The following is a 17,538-nucleotide window of genomic DNA, read 5'->3' as shown; positions in this document are numbered from 1 at the left end:
GTCACTCCTCGTCGTCCTCGTCCTCCGCCACCTGACCGCGGCGGACCCGGCGGGCCTGCTTGCGGTCGGCGGCCGAGATCCGGTCGGTGCGGTCCAGGCGCGGGTCCTCGCCGCGCACCTCCATGGCCAGCGCGATGCCCGCGGGCGTCGTCGGCTCCCAGTCGAAGGTCATCTCGCCGATGGTCACCGAGCAGCCGGGCTCAGCACCCCGCTTCGCCAGCTCCTCCTCGACACCGAGGCGGGCGAGCCGGTCGGCCAGGTAGCCGACTGCCTCGCTGTTGCCGAAGTAGGTCTGCAGGACCCAGCGCTCCGGCCGCTCACCGCGGACGATGAAGCCGCCGGGGGTCTCCGGGTCCGGCTCGACGGTGAAGCCGGTCTCGTTGACCGCCTTCGGCCGCAGCACGACCCGGGTGTCCTCCTCGACCGGCTTGTTCGCGCGATAGTCCTCGACGACCTTGGCCATCGCGAAGGTCAGCTCGCGCAGACCCTCCCGGCTGGCCGTGGAGATCTTGAACACCGGCAGGTCGCGCGCCTTCAGCTCGGCCTCGACGAACTCGGCCATGTCCCGGCCGTCCGGGATGTCGATCTTGTTGAGCACGACCATCCTGGGCCGTTCGGCCAGGTCCCCGCCGAGCGAGGGCGTGTAGAGCGCGAGCTCCCGCTCCAGGGCGTCGATGTCGGAGATCGGGTCGCGGTCCGGCTCGTAGGTGGCGCAGTCGATGACGTGCACCAGCACCGCGCAGCGCTCGATGTGCCGGAGGAAGTCCAGGCCGAGGCCCTTGCCCTGGCTGGCCCCGGGGATAAGCCCCGGCACGTCGGCGACGGTGAACACCGTCTCGCCAGCGGTGACGACGCCGAGGTTGGGCACCAGGGTGGTGAACGGGTAGTCGGCGATCTTGGGCCGAGCCGCGGAGAGCACCGCGATCAGCGAGGACTTGCCCGCGGAGGGGAAGCCGAGCAGGCCGACGTCGGCGACCGACTTCAGCTCCAGAACCAGGTTCCTGCGCTCACCGGGCTCGCCGAGCAGCGCGAAGCCGGGGGCCTTGCGCGCCTTGGAGGACAGCGCGGCGTTGCCGAGCCCGCCCCGTCCGCCCTGCGCGGCGATCAGCCGGGTGCCCTCGCCGACGAGGTCGGCGATGACCTCGCCGTCCTCGCTCATCACCACGGTGCCGTTGGGCACCGGCAGTTCCAGGCCGGCGCCCATCGCGCCGTTGCGCATGCCGCCCTGGCCCTGCTTGCCGTTGCCCCCGGCGTGGTGCGGGCGGAAGTGGAAGTCGAGCAGCGTGTGCACGCTGGAGTCCACGACGAGCACGACGTCACCGCCGTTGCCCCCGTTGCCCCCGTCCGGCCCGCCGAGCGGCTTGAACTTCTCCTTGTGCACCGAGGCGCACCCGTTGCCGCCCTCGCCCCCCGCCGCGTGCAGGACCACGCGGTCGACGAAACGTGACACGACTTCCTCCTACTGCCGATGAACACACTTCAGGGGCGGTCCGGTGCTAGCCCGGTCCCGCCCCTGAAGTGGTGAGCGTGTATCGCTCGGTGAGACCTGTCAGGCCTCGGCCGGAACGATGTTCACGGTCTTGCGACCGCGCTTGATGCCGAACTTCACCGCACCGGCGGCGAGCGCGAACAGGGTGTCGTCGCTGCCGCGGCCGACGTCGACACCCGGGTGGAACTTGGTACCACGCTGGCGAACCAGGATCTCGCCTGCGCTGACGACCTGACCACCAAAGCGCTTCACGCCGAGCCGCTGGGCGTTGGAGTCGCGGCCGTTACGAGAGCTGGATGCACCCTTTTTGTGTGCCATGGCTGGTCAGACCCTCACTTGTTGATGCCGGTGACCTCGACACGGGTCAGCCGCTGACGGTGACCCTGTCGCTTGTGGTAGCCGGTCTTGTTCTTGAACTTGTGGATGACAATCTTGGGACCCTTGGTCTGCTCGACGACCTTGCCGGTCACGGCGACCTTGCCGAGGGTGTCGGTGTCGGCGATCACATCGCCGCCGTCGACGACGAGCAGCGCCGGGAAGTTGACCTCGGTGCCCGGCTCGCCTTCGAGCTTCTCGACCTCGACGACGTCCCCGACAGCCACCTTGTACTGCTTGCCGCCGGTCTTGACGATCGCGTACATGGTTCGGAAGTCTCCTGCTGCTCGGTGTCGATATCGCGCTCTGTGGTTCTCCGCGATGGGACGACGCGTGCGTTGCCACAACACATTCGCGGGCTTTCGCACAACAGAACCCGCCTGATGGCGGGCCGTACGACAGAGTACGGGGCGGCCGGGAACAGGGTCAAACCGGGTGGTCACGTGCTCCGCCACACCCGCGCTGAGCAGCACCGGGAACGCCGGAACGCCCACCGACCGGAGAGAGTCGATGGGCGTTCCAGGGTGACGCGGTGGGTCAGGCTTCCTTCGCAGCGCCCTGAGGCGGTCCTGCGGGCCGTGAGGCGGCGCGACGGGAGGTGCGGCGACGCGTGGTCACCGACACCGCCGCAACGGGGTCCTGAGGCGGCGCAACGGGTTCTGCCGGGGCGTGCTCCCCGGACTTGGCAGCGGGAGCCGTCGCGGCGTTCTCCTCGCGCGGAGTCGCGATGTGCACCTCGGCGGCACCGTTCTCGGAGCTCTGCTCCTTCGGCGGGCCGGACGGGCGCTCGCTGCTGCGGCGACGGCGCTGACGGCGGCGCTCCGGCGGGGCCGCGTCGGCGGCGACCTCGGGGGCCACCTCCGCGGGAGCGGCCTCGACCACGGGCTCCTTGGCCACCGGTTCGGCGGTCACGGGCTCGGGCTGGGCGGCGACCTCGACGGGCTGCTTGGGCTCGGAGCTCTTGGCCTCGTCGGCCTTCTTCTCCTGCTGAGCGTCGGCCTCGGCCTGCGCGGCCTCGGCGTTGGCGCGGTTGCGCTGGCGCTGCCGCTTGCTCTCCTTGCCGCCGCCGTTGCCGTTGCCGTTGTTGCCGCCACCGCCGTTGTTGCCGTTGCCGTGGTTGTGCGAGCCGTTGCCGTTGCCGACATCGGTGGTCACCACCAGGCCACGTCCCCGGCAGTGCTCACAGGTGCTGCTGAAGGCCTCCAGCAGACCGGTGCCCACCCGCTTGCGGGTCATCTGCACCAGGCCGAGCGAGGTCACCTCGGCGACCTGGTGCCGGGTCCGGTCGCGGCCGAGGCACTCGGTCAGCCTGCGCAGCACCAGGTCCCGGTTGGACTCCAGCACCATGTCGATGAAGTCGATGACGATGATGCCGCCGATGTCGCGCAGCCGGAGCTGGCGGACGATCTCCTCGGCCGACTCCAGGTTGTTGCGGGTGACCGTCTCCTCGAGGTTGCCCCCGGAGCCGGTGAACTTGCCGGTGTTGACGTCGATGACGGTCATCGCCTCGGTGCGGTCGATGACCAGGTAGCCGCCCGAGGGCAGCCACACCTTGCGGTCCAGCGCCTTGGTGATCTGCTCGTTCACCCGGTACTCGGTGAACACGTCGTTGACGCCGGTGTGCCTGCGCAGGCGCGACGCCAGGTCCGGGGCCACGTGCTGGACGTAGGGCTCGATCGTCTCCCACGCGTGCCCGCCCTGGACGACCAGCGCCGAGAAGTCCTCCGTGAACATGTCGCGGATGACCTTGATCAGCAGATCGGGCTCCTCGTAGAGCAGCGAGGGCGCGCCGGCCTTGGACACCCCGGGGGCGCCGTGGGCCTTGCCCTTGACGACCTCCCACTGCGCCTGCAGCCGGGTCACGTCGCGGGCGAGGGCCTCCTCGCTGACGCCCTCGGCGGCGGTGCGGATGATCACGCCGGCGTCGTCGGGGACGATCCGCTTGAGGATCTCCTTGAGCCTGCGCCGCTCCACGTCGGGCAGCTTGCGGCTGATCCCGGTGGCACCGCCGGCAGGCACGTAGACCAGGAAGCGGCCGGGCAGGCTGATCTGGGTGGTCAGCCGGGCGCCCTTGTGCCCGACCGGGTCCTTGGTGACCTGCACCAGCACGCTGTCGCCGGTGGAGAGCGCCTGCTCGATCTTGCGGGACTTGCCCTCGAGACCGGCGGCGTCCCAGTCCACCTCGCCCGCGTAGAGCACCGCGTTGCGGCCGCGGCCGATGTCGACGAAGGCCGCCTCCATGCTGGGCAGCACGTTCTGCACGCGGCCCAGGTAGACGTTGCCGACCAGCGAGCCGGAGCCCGCCGAGGTGACGAAGTGCTCGACGAGCACCCCGTCCTCCAGCACGGCGATCTGGATGCGCTCGCCCTGCTCGCGGACGACCATCTTGCGGTCCACCGACTCGCGGCGGGCCAGGAACTCCGACTCGCTCAGGATCGGCGCGCGGCGGCGACCGGCCTCGCGGCCGTCCCTGCGGCGCTGGCGCTTGGCCTCGAGGCGGGTCGAGCCCTTGACGCTGCGCACCTCGTCGTCGGAGGAGGTGGCGGGCTCGCGCTCCGGGCGGCTCTCCCGCACGTGCACGACCGTGTTGGGCGGGTCGTCGTCGCGGCTGGACGCGTCGTCCTCGGCGTTGCCCTTGCGACGGCGGCGGCGCCTGCGGCGCTTGTTGCCGCCCTCGCCGGAGTCGTCGGCGGAGTCCTCCGCGGAGTCGTCCTCGCCCTGCTCGGCCTCGTCGGAGACGGCGACGTGCGCGGGCAGCTCCTGGTCGGAGACGTCCTCGTCGTCGATGTCGTCGCCGAGCTCGGAGTGGCCCTTGCCCCGGCCACGGCCGCGACGGCCGCGGCGACGGCGGCGACGGGTGTTCGCGTCGTCGTCACCGTCCTCGCCGCCGAGGTCCTCGTCGTGCGGCAGGTCGTCGACCTCGCTGGCGTCGGGGTCCAGGTCGGCCTCGGTCAGCGAGACCCGCTTGCGGCTGGGCTTGGCGACCTTGCCGGAGCGGCTCGCCTTGGCCGGGGCCTCCTGCGCGGCGGGCGCGGCTTCGGCGGGCTGCGGCGGCAGGAACACCGCCTGCGGCGCGGCGAACAGCGGCGTCAGCGCGGCGGGCGCGGGAGCCGGTTCGACGACCTCGACGACCTCGTCGACGGGGTCGGCGTCCTCGGTGTCGGCCACGTCTGCGGTGTCAGCGGTGTCGTCGTCAGGCGCCAGGTGGTCGACGACCTGGGTCGCGACCTCCCTGGTGATGCTCGACTGCGCGCTGCTGACCGCGAAACCCAGCTCGACCAGGGTGGCCATCACCTCGCGGCTGCTGGCGCCCAGCAGCTTGGCGAGCGCGTGGACCCGCAGCTTGGCCGGAAGGTCGAATGCGGTGCTGTCCCCGCCGGCGCTGCCGGCAGGGCTCTCGGTTTTCGGCATGTAGCTCCCTCGCCCCCGGGCGCGTCGACAGTGCCGACGCGGCCGCGCAGGGGCTCCTCTCTCGTCCAGTCGCCGCCGCGTGCAGCGGCGGAAATCCTGCCTTCGTCACCCGGCCCCCGAATCGGTTGGACACGGGTACCTAGGGCAACAGGTCATCGAGCGACGACGCGCCGGGCCCGACCCCTACTCCCCGACTGCAGGTAAGCCGCTCGTGGCCCGAGTCGGCTCCCGGTCGTTGGCGAACGGGTCCGTGAGTGCTCCGCTGTCGTCGAGCCGCCCCTGAGCCATCCGGATCGCCTTCGCGGGTACCGGCGGTTGCAGGTCGGCGACGACGCGAAGCGCACTCAACACGTCATCCGGCCGGACAACAGGCTGTGTCTGCCGTACGACCGTGCTGAGTATCCCACACCTCCGGGTGCCTTCGGCTCCATCGCCCACCCGAGTGGTAGTGACTTCAACTTCCCTGACGACCTCGGCGGACACAATCGCAGCTCGCGCGTCGATGTCCTTGCGACCGTCCTTGGTCAGCTTCTGCACCACGACCTCGGGCGCGGCGAGCAGCAGTTCGACGGCCCTGCCCAGCTCATCGGGGTCGACACCGGGCAGCTCGATCCGCCACCGGCAGCCGTCGATGCGGTCGGCGAGCGAGCCGGACTCCGCTTCCACGGCCTCGATGACGTCCAGCCCCGGCGGCAGCGCCGTGTCCAGCTCCTCGGCCAGCGCCGCCGCGTCGATCCGGTCGACCACCGAGACCTCGACGTACTCCGCCTCGCTTGCCGTCCCGGTCGGCGCGGCGCCGATCCAGGACACCTTGGGGCGCGGGTTGAAGCCCTGGGAGTAGGCCATCGGGACGCCGGCGCGGCGCAGCGCGCGCTCGAAGGTGCGCGCCACGTCACGGTGTGACGTGAAACGCAGACGCCCCCGTTTGGCGTATCTGATGCGCAGCTTCTGCACGGCGGCCGCTGACGGGTTGGGTTGGTGCTGAGCGCTCAGGACTGCTCCTCGGCGGAGGTGGTCTAACCAGGCAGGTCATTGTGCCCCGTCAACCCCCGGGAACGCATTCAGGCTGTCACCCGCTTGTCTGCCCGGTGCCTGGATGGCTACCTTCCGGTTTCATCGAAGGAAGCACTTCCCCACTGATGGAGGTCCCCCGTGCCGCTGACCCGCGGTAACGGTGCGCGCCGCGCCGCGGTCTGCTCCGTGCTGCTCGTCGCGGGACTGGCGGCGGCCCCCGGCCTCGCGGGAGCGGAGCCCGGACAGCCCTGCGGGATCGGGAAGTCGCTGCGCTACATCGTGGTCTTCGACCAGGGCACGCGGGCCGAGGAGGCCCAGCGCCGGATCGGCGCGGCCTGTGGCGAGACCGTGACCTTCTACTCCCAGATCGGGGTCGCGGTCGCCAGTTCCAAGGACCGCGCGTTCACCGACCGCCTCTCCGACGCCCGCGCCTTCAGCACCCAGCAGGAGCTGGGCGGGCAGGGCTCGGCGAGCAAGCGCAAGAACCGCAGCCGGCTCACCGCGGCGATCAAGGCGAGCCCGTCGGTGGCCACGACGGACCGCTCCGGCGAGCAGTGGGACATGTCGATGATCAAGGCCGACGAGGCGCACCGGTACTCGGTCGGCAGCCGCTCGGTCGTCGTCGGCGTGCTGGACTCCGGCATCGACGCGGGGCACCCGGACCTGGCCGCGGCCGTTGACCCCTCGGTCTCGGCGGGCTGCGTCTCCGGCGCCCCCGACACCAGGCGCGAGGCGTGGCAGCCGTCCGCCTTCGAGCACGGCACCCACGTCGCGGGCACCATCGCGGCGGCCAACGACGGCAAGGGCACCACCGGCGTCGCCCCGGGCGTGCGGCTGGCCTCGGTCAAGGTGGTCGACGACGACGGCTACGTCTCCCCGGAGTCGGCCGTGTGCGGCTTCATGTGGGCCGCGACCAAGGGCGTGCGCGTGGTCAACAGCAGCTTCACCGCCGGGCCGTGGACGTTGACCTGCAAGGACAAGGGCAGCGAGCAGTGGGTGGTGCACGAGGCCATGCGGCGCGCGGTCACCTACGCGACGAACCGGGGCGTGCTGACGGTCGCGGCGATCGGCAACGAGGGCACCAACCTCGCCAGCGCGAAGTGCGACGCGCTCCCCGGTGAGCTGCGCGGGGTGATCGGCGTGTCCTCGATCGGCGCGGACCGCACGAAGGCGAGCTACAGCTCCTACGGGCTCGGCATCGCCGACCTGACCGCTCCCGGCGGCGACCACCGGCAGAAGCCGCAGTCCGCCAACCAGGGTTGCGTGCTCTCCACCGTGCCCGCGGGGTACGGCTACTACTGCGGCACCTCGATGGCGACTCCGCACGTGGTGGGGGTCGCGGCCCTGTTGGCGTCGCGCTTCCCGTCTGCCGGGCCGACCGCGCTGACGAAGATGTTGAGCAACCAGGCGGAAACGCTGCCCTGCCCGAGCGACTACGACCTCAACGACGACGGTGCCCAGGACGCGGCGTGCTCCGGTTACGCGGACTACAACGGCTTCTACGGGCACGGTCTGGTCAACGCGTTGAACGCGGTGCGCTGATGGCGGTCGTCCCCGTCCTGATCGAGGACTGGCAGTACGAGTGCTGCGGCGACCCGTTCAAGATCGGCGATCGCGTGACGTGGCAGTTGTGTTATTTCAACGACCGCCCAGAGTTTCTGAGCCCGCCGGACCAGATGCGTCTTTCCCTTGGCGTGGATGCGATTCCGGACGGCCCCGGCGCACACTTGAGTTCGGGCGAGCTGCACGTGCTCTGGCCTGATCCGTCCACAAAGGACGGTCTGGCGGAGATCGTCGGGGTGCTGCACGAGGAGCGCCACAGCACCCCTGCCGTGCCCGCGACCACCGGCTTCGTCCGACGCATCCGGCAGATGTCCGTGCAACACCGCAACGACCCCGGAACGCCGACGTGGCACCGGGTTCCGGGCACGGAGACGTTCACCGAGCTGTGGGAGAGCGAAGCGATCTCCCCCACCCCAGCGCAGCGCGAGGCGGGGCGCTGGGGTGTCGGGATGCTCGTCGACCTGGAGGTCAGCCTCCGCTGAAGGCGGGGTTGCTGACCGGGGAGCCCTTGCCGACCGGGGAGATCGGCAGCAGCTTGCGCCCGGTCGGGCCGACCTGGATGTCGGTGTTCATCGCCGGGCACACGCCGCAGTCGAAGCACGGCGTCCAGCGGCAGTCGTCCTGCTCGTGCTCGTCGAGGGCGTCCTGCCAGTCCGACCAGAGCCATTCCTTGTCCAGGCCCGAGTCGAGGTGGTCCCACGGCAGGACCTCGTTCTCCTCGCGCTCCCTGGTGGTGAACCAGTCCAGGTCCACGCCCAGCGACGGCAGCTCCGCCCCGGCGGCGTCGATCCAGCGCTGGTAGGAGAAGTGCTCGCTCCAGCCGTCGAAGCGCCCGCCCTCGCGCCACACCCGCTCGATGACCCGGCCGACGCGGCGGTCGCCCCGGGAGAGCAGTCCTTCGATGAGGCTGGGCTTGCCGTCGTGGTAGCGCATGCCGATGTTGCGGCCGAGCTTGCGGTCGGAGTTGACCGCCTCGCGGAGCTTGCGCAGCCGCGAGTCCACGGTGTCCGGGTCGCACTGCGCGGCCCACTGGAACGGCGTGTGCGGCTTCGGCACGAACCCGCCGATGGAGATCGTGCAGCGGATGTCCTTGCGGCCGGACGCTTCCCGGCCCGCGCGGATGACGTTCTTGGCCATCTCCGCGATCTGCAGGACGTCGTCGTCGGTCTCGGTCGGCAGGCCGCACATGAAGTACAGCTTCACCTGGCGCCAGCCGTTGGAGAACGCGGCGCTGACCGTGCGGATGAGGTCCTCCTCGGACACCATCTTGTTGATCACGCGGCGCAGGCGCTCGCTGCCGCCCTCCGGCGCGAAGGTCAGGCCGGAGCGGCGACCGTTGCGGGAGAGCTCGTTGGCCAGGTCGATGTTGAACGCGTCGACCCGGGTGCTCGGCAGGCTCAGCCCGGTGTTGGTGCCCTCGTAGCGGTCGGCGAGCCCCTTGGTCACCTCGGCGATCTCGGAGTGGTCGGCGCTGGAGAGCGAGAGCAGGCCGACCTCCTCGAAGCCGGTCGCGGCGAGGCCCCGCTCGACCATCGCGCCGATGCCCTCGATGGAGCGCTCGCGCACCGGGCGCGTGATCATCCCGGCCTGGCAGAAGCGGCACCCGCGCGTGCAGCCGCGGAAGATCTCCACGCTCATCCGCTCGTGCACGCTCTCCGCGAGCGGGACCAGCGGCTGCTTCGGGTACGGCCACTCGTCGAGGTCCATGGTGGTGCGCTTGAAGACCCGGTACGGCACGCGGTCGGCGTTGGGCACCACGCGCTGGATGCGGCCGTCCGGCAGGTACTCCACGTCGTAGAGCTGCGGCACGTACACGCCGCCGGTCTCGGCGAGGCGAAGCAGGATCTCGCGGCGCCCGCCGGGGCTGCCCTCGTTCTTCCACTTCCGGACGATGTCGGTGATCTCCAGGACGGCTTCCTCACCGTCGCCGAGCACCGCGCAGTCGATGAAGTCCGCGATCGGCTCCGGGTTGAACGCCGCGTGCCCGCCGGAGACGACGATCGGGTGCTCTTCGGTGCGGTCGGCCGCGTGCAGCGGGATCTTCGCCAGGTCCAGCGCCGTGAGCAGGTTCGTGTAGCCCAGCTCCGTGGAGAAGCTGACCCCGAACAGGTCGAAGTCGCCGACCGGGCGGTGCGCGTCCACCGTGAACTGCGGGACGTCGTGCTCGCGCATCAGCGCTTCCATGTCCGGCCACACCGCGTAGGTGCGCTCGGCGAGCACGTCCTGCTGCTCGTTCAGGATCTCGTAGAGGATCATCACGCCCTGGTTGGGCAGGCCGACCTCGTACGCGTCGGGGTACATCAGGCACCACCGCACGCACGTGGCTTCCCAGTCCTTGGTGGTGGCGTTCAGCTCGCCACCGACGTACTGGACCGGCTTCGACACCTGCGGCAGCAACGGCTCCAACTGGGCGAACACTGACTGCACACTCACGTCGACCAGGGTAGTTGCTCCGCCGCAGAGCACCACATACGCCGCCCACAAGCCTCCTACCTCGCTGGATGAACCGTCGCGCGGCGCCTTGCCACCGTGCGCGACACCGCGTCGACGAACCGCCCCGGCTGCTCCACGACGTCCCACCAGGTGAAGCGCAGCAGCACCCACCCCAGCTCCATGAGGTCGTTCTGCCGCGCGCGGTCCCGGTAGAGCACTTCCTGAGCCGTGTGCACCGATCGCCTGTCGAACGCCAACCCCACGCGCTCCTCGGGGAAGGCTCCATCGAGTCGCGCGAGGAACCTCCCCGCGCCGTCGAGGACCTCGAACTGCGTCCGCGGCAACGGCAGTCCGGCGTCGGCGAGCGCGAGCCTGGCGGCCGTCGCCAAGATCGTCTCCGCGCGTCCGTCCGCGCCCGCGAGCGCGGTCCGAGCCTGGACGCACCCGGAGCCGCCGCGCCAGTTGGCCACGGCACGCTGGACCTGCTGCGGCGTGCAGAGCCCTCGGCGGAAGGCGTCGTCGAGCGCCCACACGGCGGGCAACCTCGCCAGCCTGGCGGCGAGGTCCGCGAGCGTGCGCGGCACGGTCGTCACGGGTATCCCTTGGCGCAACTCGACTTCACCCAGCTCCAGCGCCCGCGTGTGGAACACCAGGTCCGCCCGGTCCCGCTTGCGGGCGTCACCGGGGACGGTCACGTGCTCGCGCCTCGCGGCCTCAGGCAGGGCGATGCCGTGAACGCGAGCGGCGGTGTCATGGCTCGCCACGGCGTAGGGCACCGCCGAGCTCAGGATCGCCGCGCGGGCGACGGTCAGCGGTGTCGCCTCGACGGTCCTCGGCAGGTAGACGCCGCGTTGCACCCGCCGAAGTCGGCCGGACCGCAGCGCGACGTGCAGCGCGTCAGGGTCGGCCTCCGCCAGTGCGCGTTCGCGGAGGAGCAGCCCGTCCGGTTCCAACAGGGGCTTCCACCAGTCGTCCATGGATCGAGCGTGCCCCGCCCGGAGCCGGGCCGGAGTGCGCTGGCGGCAATCTGTGGATGGACGGGGTCGATGTGGACAACTCGACGCACGTGGGTCAGGTGAGGAGGAGCTTGCCGAGGCGGCGGGAGGCGTAGAAGAGACCGATGGCGGCCATGACCACGAAGTAGCCGACGTGGACGAGGGCGCTCCAGCCGACGACGCCGGTGGTGAGGGCGCGCATCAGCTCGACCGCGTGGTAGAGCGGCAGGCACTGGACGACGGCCTGGAGCGCGCCGGGGTAGACCGACAGCGGGTAGAAGGTGGTGCAGAACAGGAACATCGGCAGGATCACCAGCTGCACGAGGTCGAAGTCCTGCCACGAGCGCATGAAGGTGGTCACGGCCATGCCGACGGCGGCGAAGGCGAGCGCGACGAGCAGTGCGGCGGGCAGCGCGAGCAGCCCCCACGGCGAGGCGATCAGGCCCATGCCGAGCATCACCACGAGGAAGCCCGCCGCGTAGGCGCCGCCGCGCAGCAGGGCCCACGCGATCTCGCCGATGGCCACGTCGACCGGGCCGAGCGGGGTGGCCAGCATGGCGTCGTAGAGCTTGGCGTACTTGAACTTGAAGAAGATGTTGAACGTGGCGTCGTAGATCGCGCCGTTCATCGCCGAGGAGGCCAGCAGCGCCGGGGCGACGAAGGCCGCGTAGCTGATCACCTCGCCGCCGGGACCGGTCACCTCGCCGACCAGGCTGCCGAAGCCGACACCGAGCGCGAGCAGGTAGAACAGCGGCTCGAAGAAGCCGGAGAAGATCGCCAGCCAGGCCCGCCGGTTCACCAGGAACGAGCGTTCGACCAGCACGCTGGCGCGGCCCGCGTACATCGAGCTCGGCAGCACGCGCAGCAGCAGGCCGGAGCGCTGCGCGGCCGTCCCACCAGGGGTCATCACATCAGCAGGCATGTCGTCCTCAGACCATCAACCGGGCGCGGAAGGTCCTGCGGGCCAGCGCGACGCCGACGCCGAGCCAGAGCAGCAGGTAGGCGAGGTGGCCCAGCGCGGGCAGCACCTCCAGCGTGCCGAAGGCGGCTCCCCTGGACAGCTCCGTGCCGTGCCACAGCGGCGTGATCCACGCCAGCGGCTGGACGAACACGGGTAGCTGCGAGACCGGGAAGAAGGTTCCGGCGAACAACGTCATCGGCATGACCACGAAGCGGAAGAGCAGGTTGAACTCCTGCCCCTCCTTCGTGATGGTGGCGGCGAAGGCCACGATCGGCGCTGCGAAGGCCAGGCCCGCGAGCACCGCCGCGACCAGCGAGACCAGCACGCTCGGTCCCTGGACCCCGCCGAAGAACGCGGCGACCACCATGAAGGCGACACCGGAGAACAGCAGCCGGGCCGCGAGCCAGACGAAGCGCCCCGCGACGATCTGACCAGCGGTGATCGGCGTGGAAACGATTCCCCAGAACGTTTTCTGCCACTTGAAGCCGGACAGGATGGGGTAGGTGGAGTCCATCGCCGCGTTCTGCACGGCCGAGGACACCAGCAGCGCCGGGGCGAGGAAGGCGATGTAGGTCGAGCCGCCGGGGACGGCGCCCGCGCGGATCTGCGTGCCGAGGCCGAGCCCGAGCGAGAGCAGGAACAGCACCGGTGTCACCACGCTGGAGAACACCGTGGCGCGCCAGTTGCGCCGGTACCACATCCACAGGCCCTCGACCACCAGCAGCGAGGCCCGGACCGAGCCGACGGTGCGCCCGGTGGACCTGGCGACCTCGTGCCGCGTTGTCACAGTCATCCCGGCTCCCTCAGTCCACCAGCGTGCGGCCGGTGAGCCGGAGGAACACGTCCTCCAGGCTGGATCTGCGGACGAGACTGGCCACCGGCGACACCCCGCGCTGGTGCGCGGCGGCCAGCGCGGCCTCGCCGTCGGCGGTGTAGAGCAGCAGCCGGTCGGGCAGCTCCTCGATCCGGTCGGCGAGCCCCTGCACGTCGGGCAGGGCCGCGTGCTGCTGACCGGGCGCGAAGCGCAGCTCCAGCACCTCGCGGGTGGAGTACTTCGCGATCAGCTCCCCCGGCGAGCCCTCGGCGGCGATCTTGCCGTTGTCCATGACGACCAGCCGGTCGCACAGCTGCTCGGCCTCGTCCATGTAGTGGGTGGTGACGATCAGCGTCACGCCCTGCTGCTTGAGCCGGAACAGCCGGTCCCACAGCAGGTGCCGCGCCTGCGGGTCGAGCCCGGTGGTGGGCTCGTCGAGCAGCAGCAGCTCGGGGTCGTTGACCAGCGACCTGGCGATGGTGAGCCGCCGCTTCATCCCGCCGGAGAGCGGCTCCACCTGGTGGTCGGCGCGGTCGGCGAGCTGCGCGAAGTCCAGCAGCTCCTCGGCCTTCTCGCGCACGTGCCGCTTGGACAGGCCGAAGTAGCGGCCGTAGACGAACAGGTTCTCGCGCACGGACAGCTCCGTGTCGAGGTTGTCCTGCTGCGGCACCACCCCGATGCGGGCGCGCACGCGCGGACCGTGCACGTCGGGGTCGTCGCCGAGCACGCTCAGCTCACCGCCCGACCTCGGCGAGACGCACGCGATCATGCGCATGGTCGAGGACTTGCCCGCCCCGTTGGGCCCGAGGAAGCCGAACGCCTCCCCGGGGCGGACCTCGACGTCGATGCCGTCGACGGCGGTGAAGTCGCCGAAGCGCTTGACCAGGCCGCGCGCCCGTACCAGTGAATCAACCCCAGTCACGCCGAGCAGGCTAGCCCGGGGGTCTGACAGCGCGGAACGGATTACTGGATCGGTCCGGACTGGTCAGTGCACTTGCCAGATTGTACGGTCATCTGAAAAGAGTTCTTACCAGCACGCTGAGCTGCACTTCTTCTTTCTTGTCGGCCTCACGAAAGGCTCTGACAATGTCACCCAGAAGTGGATTCCTCGCTGCACTGGTCCTGCTGATCGGCGTCATGTCCGCCCCTTCGGCCGCCGCGATGGGCATCCCCGTGCCCGCTGCGGACGCCTTCTACAAGCCACCTACACCGCTCCCCGACGTCGCGCCGGGCACCGTGCTCCGTTCGCGTCAGGTGACCGTGAAGGCCCTGGTGGTGCCCGTGCCGACAAAGGCGTGGCAGGTGCTCTACCGCTCCACGGGCACCCACGCCCGGGCCAACGCCGTCGTAGCCACCGTGCTCGTCCCGATCACCCCGTGGCTCGGCGGCGGACCGCGCCCCGTGGTGGCCTACAACGTCGGTTCGCACGGCCTCAGCGCGAACTGCGCGCCGTCGTACTGGCTGCGCCAGGGCATCGAGTACGAGTTCGCGCTCCAGTCGCTCGCGCTCGCGAAAGGGTGGGCCGTCGTGGTCACCGACTACGAGGGCTCAGCGACGCCGAACCCGCACACCTACACCGCCGGGCCTGCCACGGGCCACGCGGTTCTGGACGGAGTCCGTGCCGCACAACGACTTCTCAACGCGAACGGCCCGGTCGGCATCTGGGGATACTCCGAGGGTGGGCTCGCGTCGGCGTGGGCAGCCGAGCTGCAACCGACCTACGCACCCGAACTGAACCTCAAGGGCGTTGCAGCTGGCGGCGTTCCGCCCAACATCGGCAACGTCGGCTACAAGATCGACGGCGGCCCGTTCTTCGGCTTCTTCCTCGCGGCGGCGACCGGGCTGAGCCAGGCGCACCCGGAGATGGGGCTCCAGGGCTTCCTCAACGACAAGGGGCGCAAGGCTTTCGAGCAGGTGAAGGACATGTGCCAGGTGCAGTGGACGCCCGCGTACGCCTTCCACCGCATCTCGGAGTACACAACGGTCCGCGACCCGATCCAGCTCCCGCAGTTCCAGAAGGTGCTGGCGGCCAACGAACTCGGCAAGCGCAGACCGTCCGGGCCGATGTTCGTCTACCAGTCGCTGAACGACGAGATCATCCCAGCCGCCGACGCCCGCGCGCTCGCCGGGAAGTACTGCGCCGCAGGAACAACCGTGAAGTACACGGAGAGCTTCGTCAGCGAGCACATCTCCCTGGCCGTCACGGGCGCTCCCGGAGCCGTGTCCTGGCTCGCCGACCGCTTCGCGGGCAAGCCCGCCCCGAGCACCTGCTGAGGAGCCGCAATGGTCGCACTGCGCTTCAAACGAGGTGGCAAGTGGCGCGAGATGTCCTACGCGGAACTCGACGACAAGGTCGCGCGAGTCGCCGGAGGGCTTGTCGCACAAGGAATCCAACCTGGCGACCCGGTAGCCGTGCTCGGGCAGACCAGTCCCGAGTGGACGATCTGCGACCTAGCCATCGACCGCATCGGCGCGGTGTGCGTGCCGATCTACCCGACGAGCTCGCGCCAGGAAAGGGAGTGGGTGCTCAGCGACTCGGGCGCGCGCCTGCTCGTCGAGCCGCCGGAGCTGCCGCGCGGGGAGCCGGTCGCCCCGGTCGCCCGCGCGGACGACGAGCCGAGCACGATCATCTACACCTCCGGAACAACCGGCCCGGCAAAGGGATGCGTGCTGACACCGGCGAATCTGCGCGCGGCCTACGAATCCCTCGACAGCCTGGTCACCGTGGCCGCGGGCGATGTCGTGTACCTCTACCTGCCGTTGGCGCACCTCTTCGCGCGGATGACGCAGGCGATGACGTTGGCGCGGGGCGCGACGCTGGCGTACTTCGGCGGCGACATCACCGAGATCGTCACCGAGCTGACCGAGGTCCGGCCAACGCATCTTCCTTCGGTACCAAGGCTTTTCGAGAAGGTCTACACGAAGGTCACCGCCCTGACGGAGGGAATGGAACGTGAGCGCGTGCACGCGTTGGTGCGCGGGGCTTTCGGCGGGCGGTTGCGGGAGGCGCTGTCCGGGGCGGCGCCGATCTCGCCGGAGATCCTGGAGTTCTTCGCGGCGTGCGGCGTCCCGGTGTACGAGGCGTACGGAATGACCGAATCCACCGCTGTGATCAGCGCGAACCGCCCGGGTGCCACGCGCTTCGGCAGTGTCGGGCGGCCGTTGCCCGGCGTGGAGGTCCGCATCGCCGAGGACGGCGAGGTGCTCGCCAAGGGAGGCAACGTCTTTCGCGGCTACCACCACAACGACAGCGCGAGCCGCGAGGCGGTGCGGGAGGGCTGGCTGCACACCGGCGACCTCGGCGCGCTCGACAACGACGGCTACCTGCACATCACCGGGCGCAAGAAGGACCTCATCATCACCGCCGGCGGCAAGAACATCTCGCCCGCCAACCTGGAGAACGACCTGCGGCGCTGCCGGTGGATCTCGCACGCGGTGATGTACGGCGACCGCATGCCCTACGCGGTCGCGCTGATCACCTTGGACGCCGAGGAGATCCTGCCGTGGGCCAGCGAGAACGGTCTGCCCGAGGACATTCCCGAGCTGGCCAGGCACCCGAGGGTGCTGGAGATGGTGCAGGACGCGGTCGAACGAGCCAACTCCGCCTACTCGCCACCGGAGCGGATTCGTCGCTTCACCGTGCTGGAACACGACTTCAGCCAGGAAACCGGGGAGCTGACGCCGACCATGAAGCTGCGCAGGAAGATCGTCCACGATCGGTTCACAGAGCTGTTCTCCGCGCTGTACGGCGGTAATCTGCGGTCATGACGGAGGCACAGCAACGGCACTACGGCGGGCGGTCGGCCGAGGACCGCCGTGCCGAGCGGCGCGAACGACTGATGGCCGCGGGGCTGGAGCTGTTCGGCACCGAGGGCTACTCGGCGATCTCGATCGAGCGGCTGTGCTCGGCCGCCTCGGTCTCCACCAGGAACTTCTACGAGGAGTTCCCCAGCAGGGAGTCCCTGCTCATCGCGCTGCACGACCGGGTGCTGGACAACGCCCTGCGCGCGGTGGTGGCCGCCGCCGAGGAGACCGGCCGGGACGCGACCACGCTGATCAGGATCACCGCGCTGATCAAGGCCTACGTCGGCACGACCGCGAGCGACCCGCGCTGGGCGCGGCTGTCCTACGTGGAGATCATCGGGGTGAGCCCGGCGGTGGAGCAGCACCGGATGGCCTGGCGGCGGCGCTGGTGGGCGCTGATCGAGGCGGAGGCCGCGCGGGCGGTGGAACGCGGCGAGGCGAAGCCGAGGGACTTCCACCTGACGGCCGTGGCGTTCATCGGCGCGGTGAACGAGCTGGTGCACTACTGGTCGGTCTGCGGGGCGCAGCGCCCGCTGTCCGAGGTGACCGACGAACTGCTGCGGCTGGCCATCACCAGCCTGACCGCTGACCGGGGCTGAAGCGGCCCCGGTCAGCGAGAAGCGTCAGAGACCGGCGAACCAGAGGTCGATCTCGCGCTTGGCCGACTCGGCCGAGTCGG

General features: G+C 70.3%; 15 protein-coding genes. 5 read left to right on the top strand and 10 right to left on the bottom strand.

What is annotated here, in order from left to right:
* Position 1: 1 nt before the first annotated feature.
* The 5 genes from obgE to CCN37_RS24745 form a co-directional block, all read right to left on the bottom strand.
* Positions 2 to 1,450, bottom strand: a complete 1,449-nt coding sequence (obgE, locus tag CCN37_RS24765) for a GTPase ObgE (RefSeq protein ID WP_086825203.1) — start codon at positions 1,448 to 1,450, stop codon at positions 2 to 4.
* 99 nt (positions 1,451 to 1,549) lie between these two features.
* Positions 1,550 to 1,807 carry a 50S ribosomal protein L27 gene (gene rpmA, locus CCN37_RS24760; protein WP_086825201.1) on the bottom strand — a complete coding sequence of 86 codons (258 nt, stop codon included), beginning with the start codon at positions 1,805 to 1,807 and terminating at the stop codon, positions 1,550 to 1,552.
* Positions 1,808 to 1,821: 14 nt separating this feature from the next.
* A complete protein-coding gene (rplU, locus tag CCN37_RS24755) occupies positions 1,822 to 2,130 on the bottom strand; it encodes a 50S ribosomal protein L21 (RefSeq protein ID WP_086825198.1) in 309 nt (102 codons plus the stop codon).
* A 271-nt stretch (positions 2,131 to 2,401) separates the two neighbouring features.
* Complete coding sequence (locus CCN37_RS24750) at positions 2,402 to 5,275, bottom strand: translation initiation factor IF-2 N-terminal domain-containing protein (protein WP_086825196.1); 2,874 nt, start codon at positions 5,273 to 5,275, stop codon at positions 2,402 to 2,404.
* A gap of 183 nt (positions 5,276 to 5,458) precedes the next feature.
* A complete protein-coding gene (locus tag CCN37_RS24745; RefSeq protein WP_086825194.1) occupies positions 5,459 to 6,229 on the bottom strand; it encodes a TIGR03936 family radical SAM-associated protein in 771 nt (256 codons plus the stop codon).
* Between the two features lie 198 nt (positions 6,230 to 6,427).
* Here CCN37_RS24745 and CCN37_RS24740 point away from each other — a divergent pair, with 198 nt between their 5' ends.
* A complete protein-coding gene (locus CCN37_RS24740; RefSeq protein WP_086825191.1) occupies positions 6,428 to 7,831 on the top strand; it encodes a S8 family serine peptidase in 1,404 nt (467 codons plus the stop codon).
* Positions 7,831 to 8,334 (top strand): DUF6578 domain-containing protein, encoded by a 504-nt coding sequence (locus tag CCN37_RS24735; RefSeq protein ID WP_086825189.1) that lies wholly within the window; start codon positions 7,831 to 7,833, stop codon positions 8,332 to 8,334. The genes CCN37_RS24740 and CCN37_RS24735 overlap by 1 nt, the downstream gene beginning before the upstream one ends.
* Here the strand turns inward: CCN37_RS24735 and CCN37_RS24730 are convergent.
* From CCN37_RS24730 to CCN37_RS24710, 5 genes are all read right to left on the bottom strand, one after another.
* Positions 8,321 to 10,285: a TIGR03960 family B12-binding radical SAM protein gene (locus CCN37_RS24730; protein ID WP_086825187.1), complete on the bottom strand. Its 1,965-nt coding sequence runs from the start codon at positions 10,283 to 10,285 to the stop codon at positions 8,321 to 8,323. The two genes, CCN37_RS24735 and CCN37_RS24730, sit on opposite strands and share 14 nt — an antisense overlap.
* A 56-nt stretch (positions 10,286 to 10,341) precedes the next feature.
* On the bottom strand, positions 10,342 to 11,262 hold the full coding sequence (locus CCN37_RS24725) for a hypothetical protein (RefSeq protein ID WP_086825185.1): 921 nt from the start codon (positions 11,260 to 11,262) through the stop codon (positions 10,342 to 10,344).
* Positions 11,263 to 11,356: 94 nt separating this feature from the next.
* The gene (locus CCN37_RS24720) at positions 11,357 to 12,202 is read right to left on the bottom strand and encodes an ABC transporter permease (RefSeq protein ID WP_246843278.1); all 846 of its coding nucleotides are present in this window, start codon (positions 12,200 to 12,202) and stop codon (positions 11,357 to 11,359) included.
* A 7-nt stretch (positions 12,203 to 12,209) separates the two neighbouring features.
* On the bottom strand, positions 12,210 to 13,034 hold the full coding sequence (locus CCN37_RS24715; RefSeq protein ID WP_086825181.1) for an ABC transporter permease: 825 nt from the start codon (positions 13,032 to 13,034) through the stop codon (positions 12,210 to 12,212).
* Positions 13,035 to 13,044: 10 nt separating this feature from the next.
* Positions 13,045 to 13,977, bottom strand: coding sequence for an ABC transporter ATP-binding protein (locus CCN37_RS24710; RefSeq protein ID WP_086825179.1), 933 nt, complete (start codon positions 13,975 to 13,977; stop codon positions 13,045 to 13,047).
* A 164-nt stretch (positions 13,978 to 14,141) separates the two neighbouring features.
* Between CCN37_RS24710 and CCN37_RS24705 the strand changes: the two genes are divergently transcribed.
* Genes CCN37_RS24705 through CCN37_RS24695 form a run of 3 tightly spaced genes read left to right on the top strand, consistent with a single transcriptional unit; the run spans position 14,142 to position 17,458 of the window.
* Complete coding sequence (locus CCN37_RS24705; protein WP_086825177.1) at positions 14,142 to 15,329, top strand: lipase family protein; 1,188 nt, start codon at positions 14,142 to 14,144, stop codon at positions 15,327 to 15,329.
* Between the two features lie 9 nt (positions 15,330 to 15,338).
* Positions 15,339 to 16,823 (top strand): long-chain fatty acid--CoA ligase, encoded by a 1,485-nt coding sequence (locus CCN37_RS24700; RefSeq protein WP_086825175.1) that lies wholly within the window; start codon positions 15,339 to 15,341, stop codon positions 16,821 to 16,823.
* Entirely contained in the window at positions 16,820 to 17,458 is a 639-nt protein-coding gene (locus CCN37_RS24695; protein ID WP_086825173.1) for a TetR/AcrR family transcriptional regulator, read from the top strand. Before CCN37_RS24700 ends, CCN37_RS24695 begins: the two co-directional genes overlap by 4 nt.
* Positions 17,459 to 17,538 lie beyond the last annotated feature (80 nt).

The organism is Allokutzneria sp. NRRL B-24872 (assembly GCF_002155965.1).
Classification (GTDB): domain Bacteria; phylum Actinomycetota; class Actinomycetes; order Mycobacteriales; family Pseudonocardiaceae; genus Allokutzneria.
Note: the sequence above shows the minus strand (reverse complement) of the source record. Positions and strands in the feature narration are given on the sequence as shown.

Bases quoted from the DNA above. Each gene is read 5' to 3' on its own strand.
- rpmA (WP_086825201.1), bottom strand. From the start codon at position 1,807: ATGGCACACAAAAAGGGTGCATCCAGCTCTCGTAACGGCCGCGACTCC.
- rplU (WP_086825198.1), bottom strand. From the start codon at position 2,130: ATGTACGCGATCGTCAAGACCGGCGGCAAGCAGTACAAGGTGGCTGTC.
- CCN37_RS24750 (WP_086825196.1), bottom strand. From the start codon at position 5,275: ATGCCGAAAACCGAGAGCCCTGCCGGCAGCGCCGGCGGGGACAGCACC.
- CCN37_RS24735 (WP_086825189.1), top strand. From the start codon at position 7,831: ATGGCGGTCGTCCCCGTCCTGATCGAGGACTGGCAGTACGAGTGCTGC.
- CCN37_RS24725 (WP_086825185.1), bottom strand. From the start codon at position 11,262: ATGGACGACTGGTGGAAGCCCCTGTTGGAACCGGACGGGCTGCTCCTC.
- CCN37_RS24720 (WP_246843278.1), bottom strand. From the start codon at position 12,202: ATGCCTGCTGATGTGATGACCCCTGGTGGGACGGCCGCGCAGCGCTCC.
- CCN37_RS24715 (WP_086825181.1), bottom strand. From the start codon at position 13,034: ATGACTGTGACAACGCGGCACGAGGTCGCCAGGTCCACCGGGCGCACC.
- CCN37_RS24705 (WP_086825177.1), top strand. From the start codon at position 14,142: ATGTCACCCAGAAGTGGATTCCTCGCTGCACTGGTCCTGCTGATCGGC.
- CCN37_RS24700 (WP_086825175.1), top strand. From the start codon at position 15,339: ATGGTCGCACTGCGCTTCAAACGAGGTGGCAAGTGGCGCGAGATGTCC.
- CCN37_RS24695 (WP_086825173.1), top strand. From the start codon at position 16,820: ATGACGGAGGCACAGCAACGGCACTACGGCGGGCGGTCGGCCGAGGAC.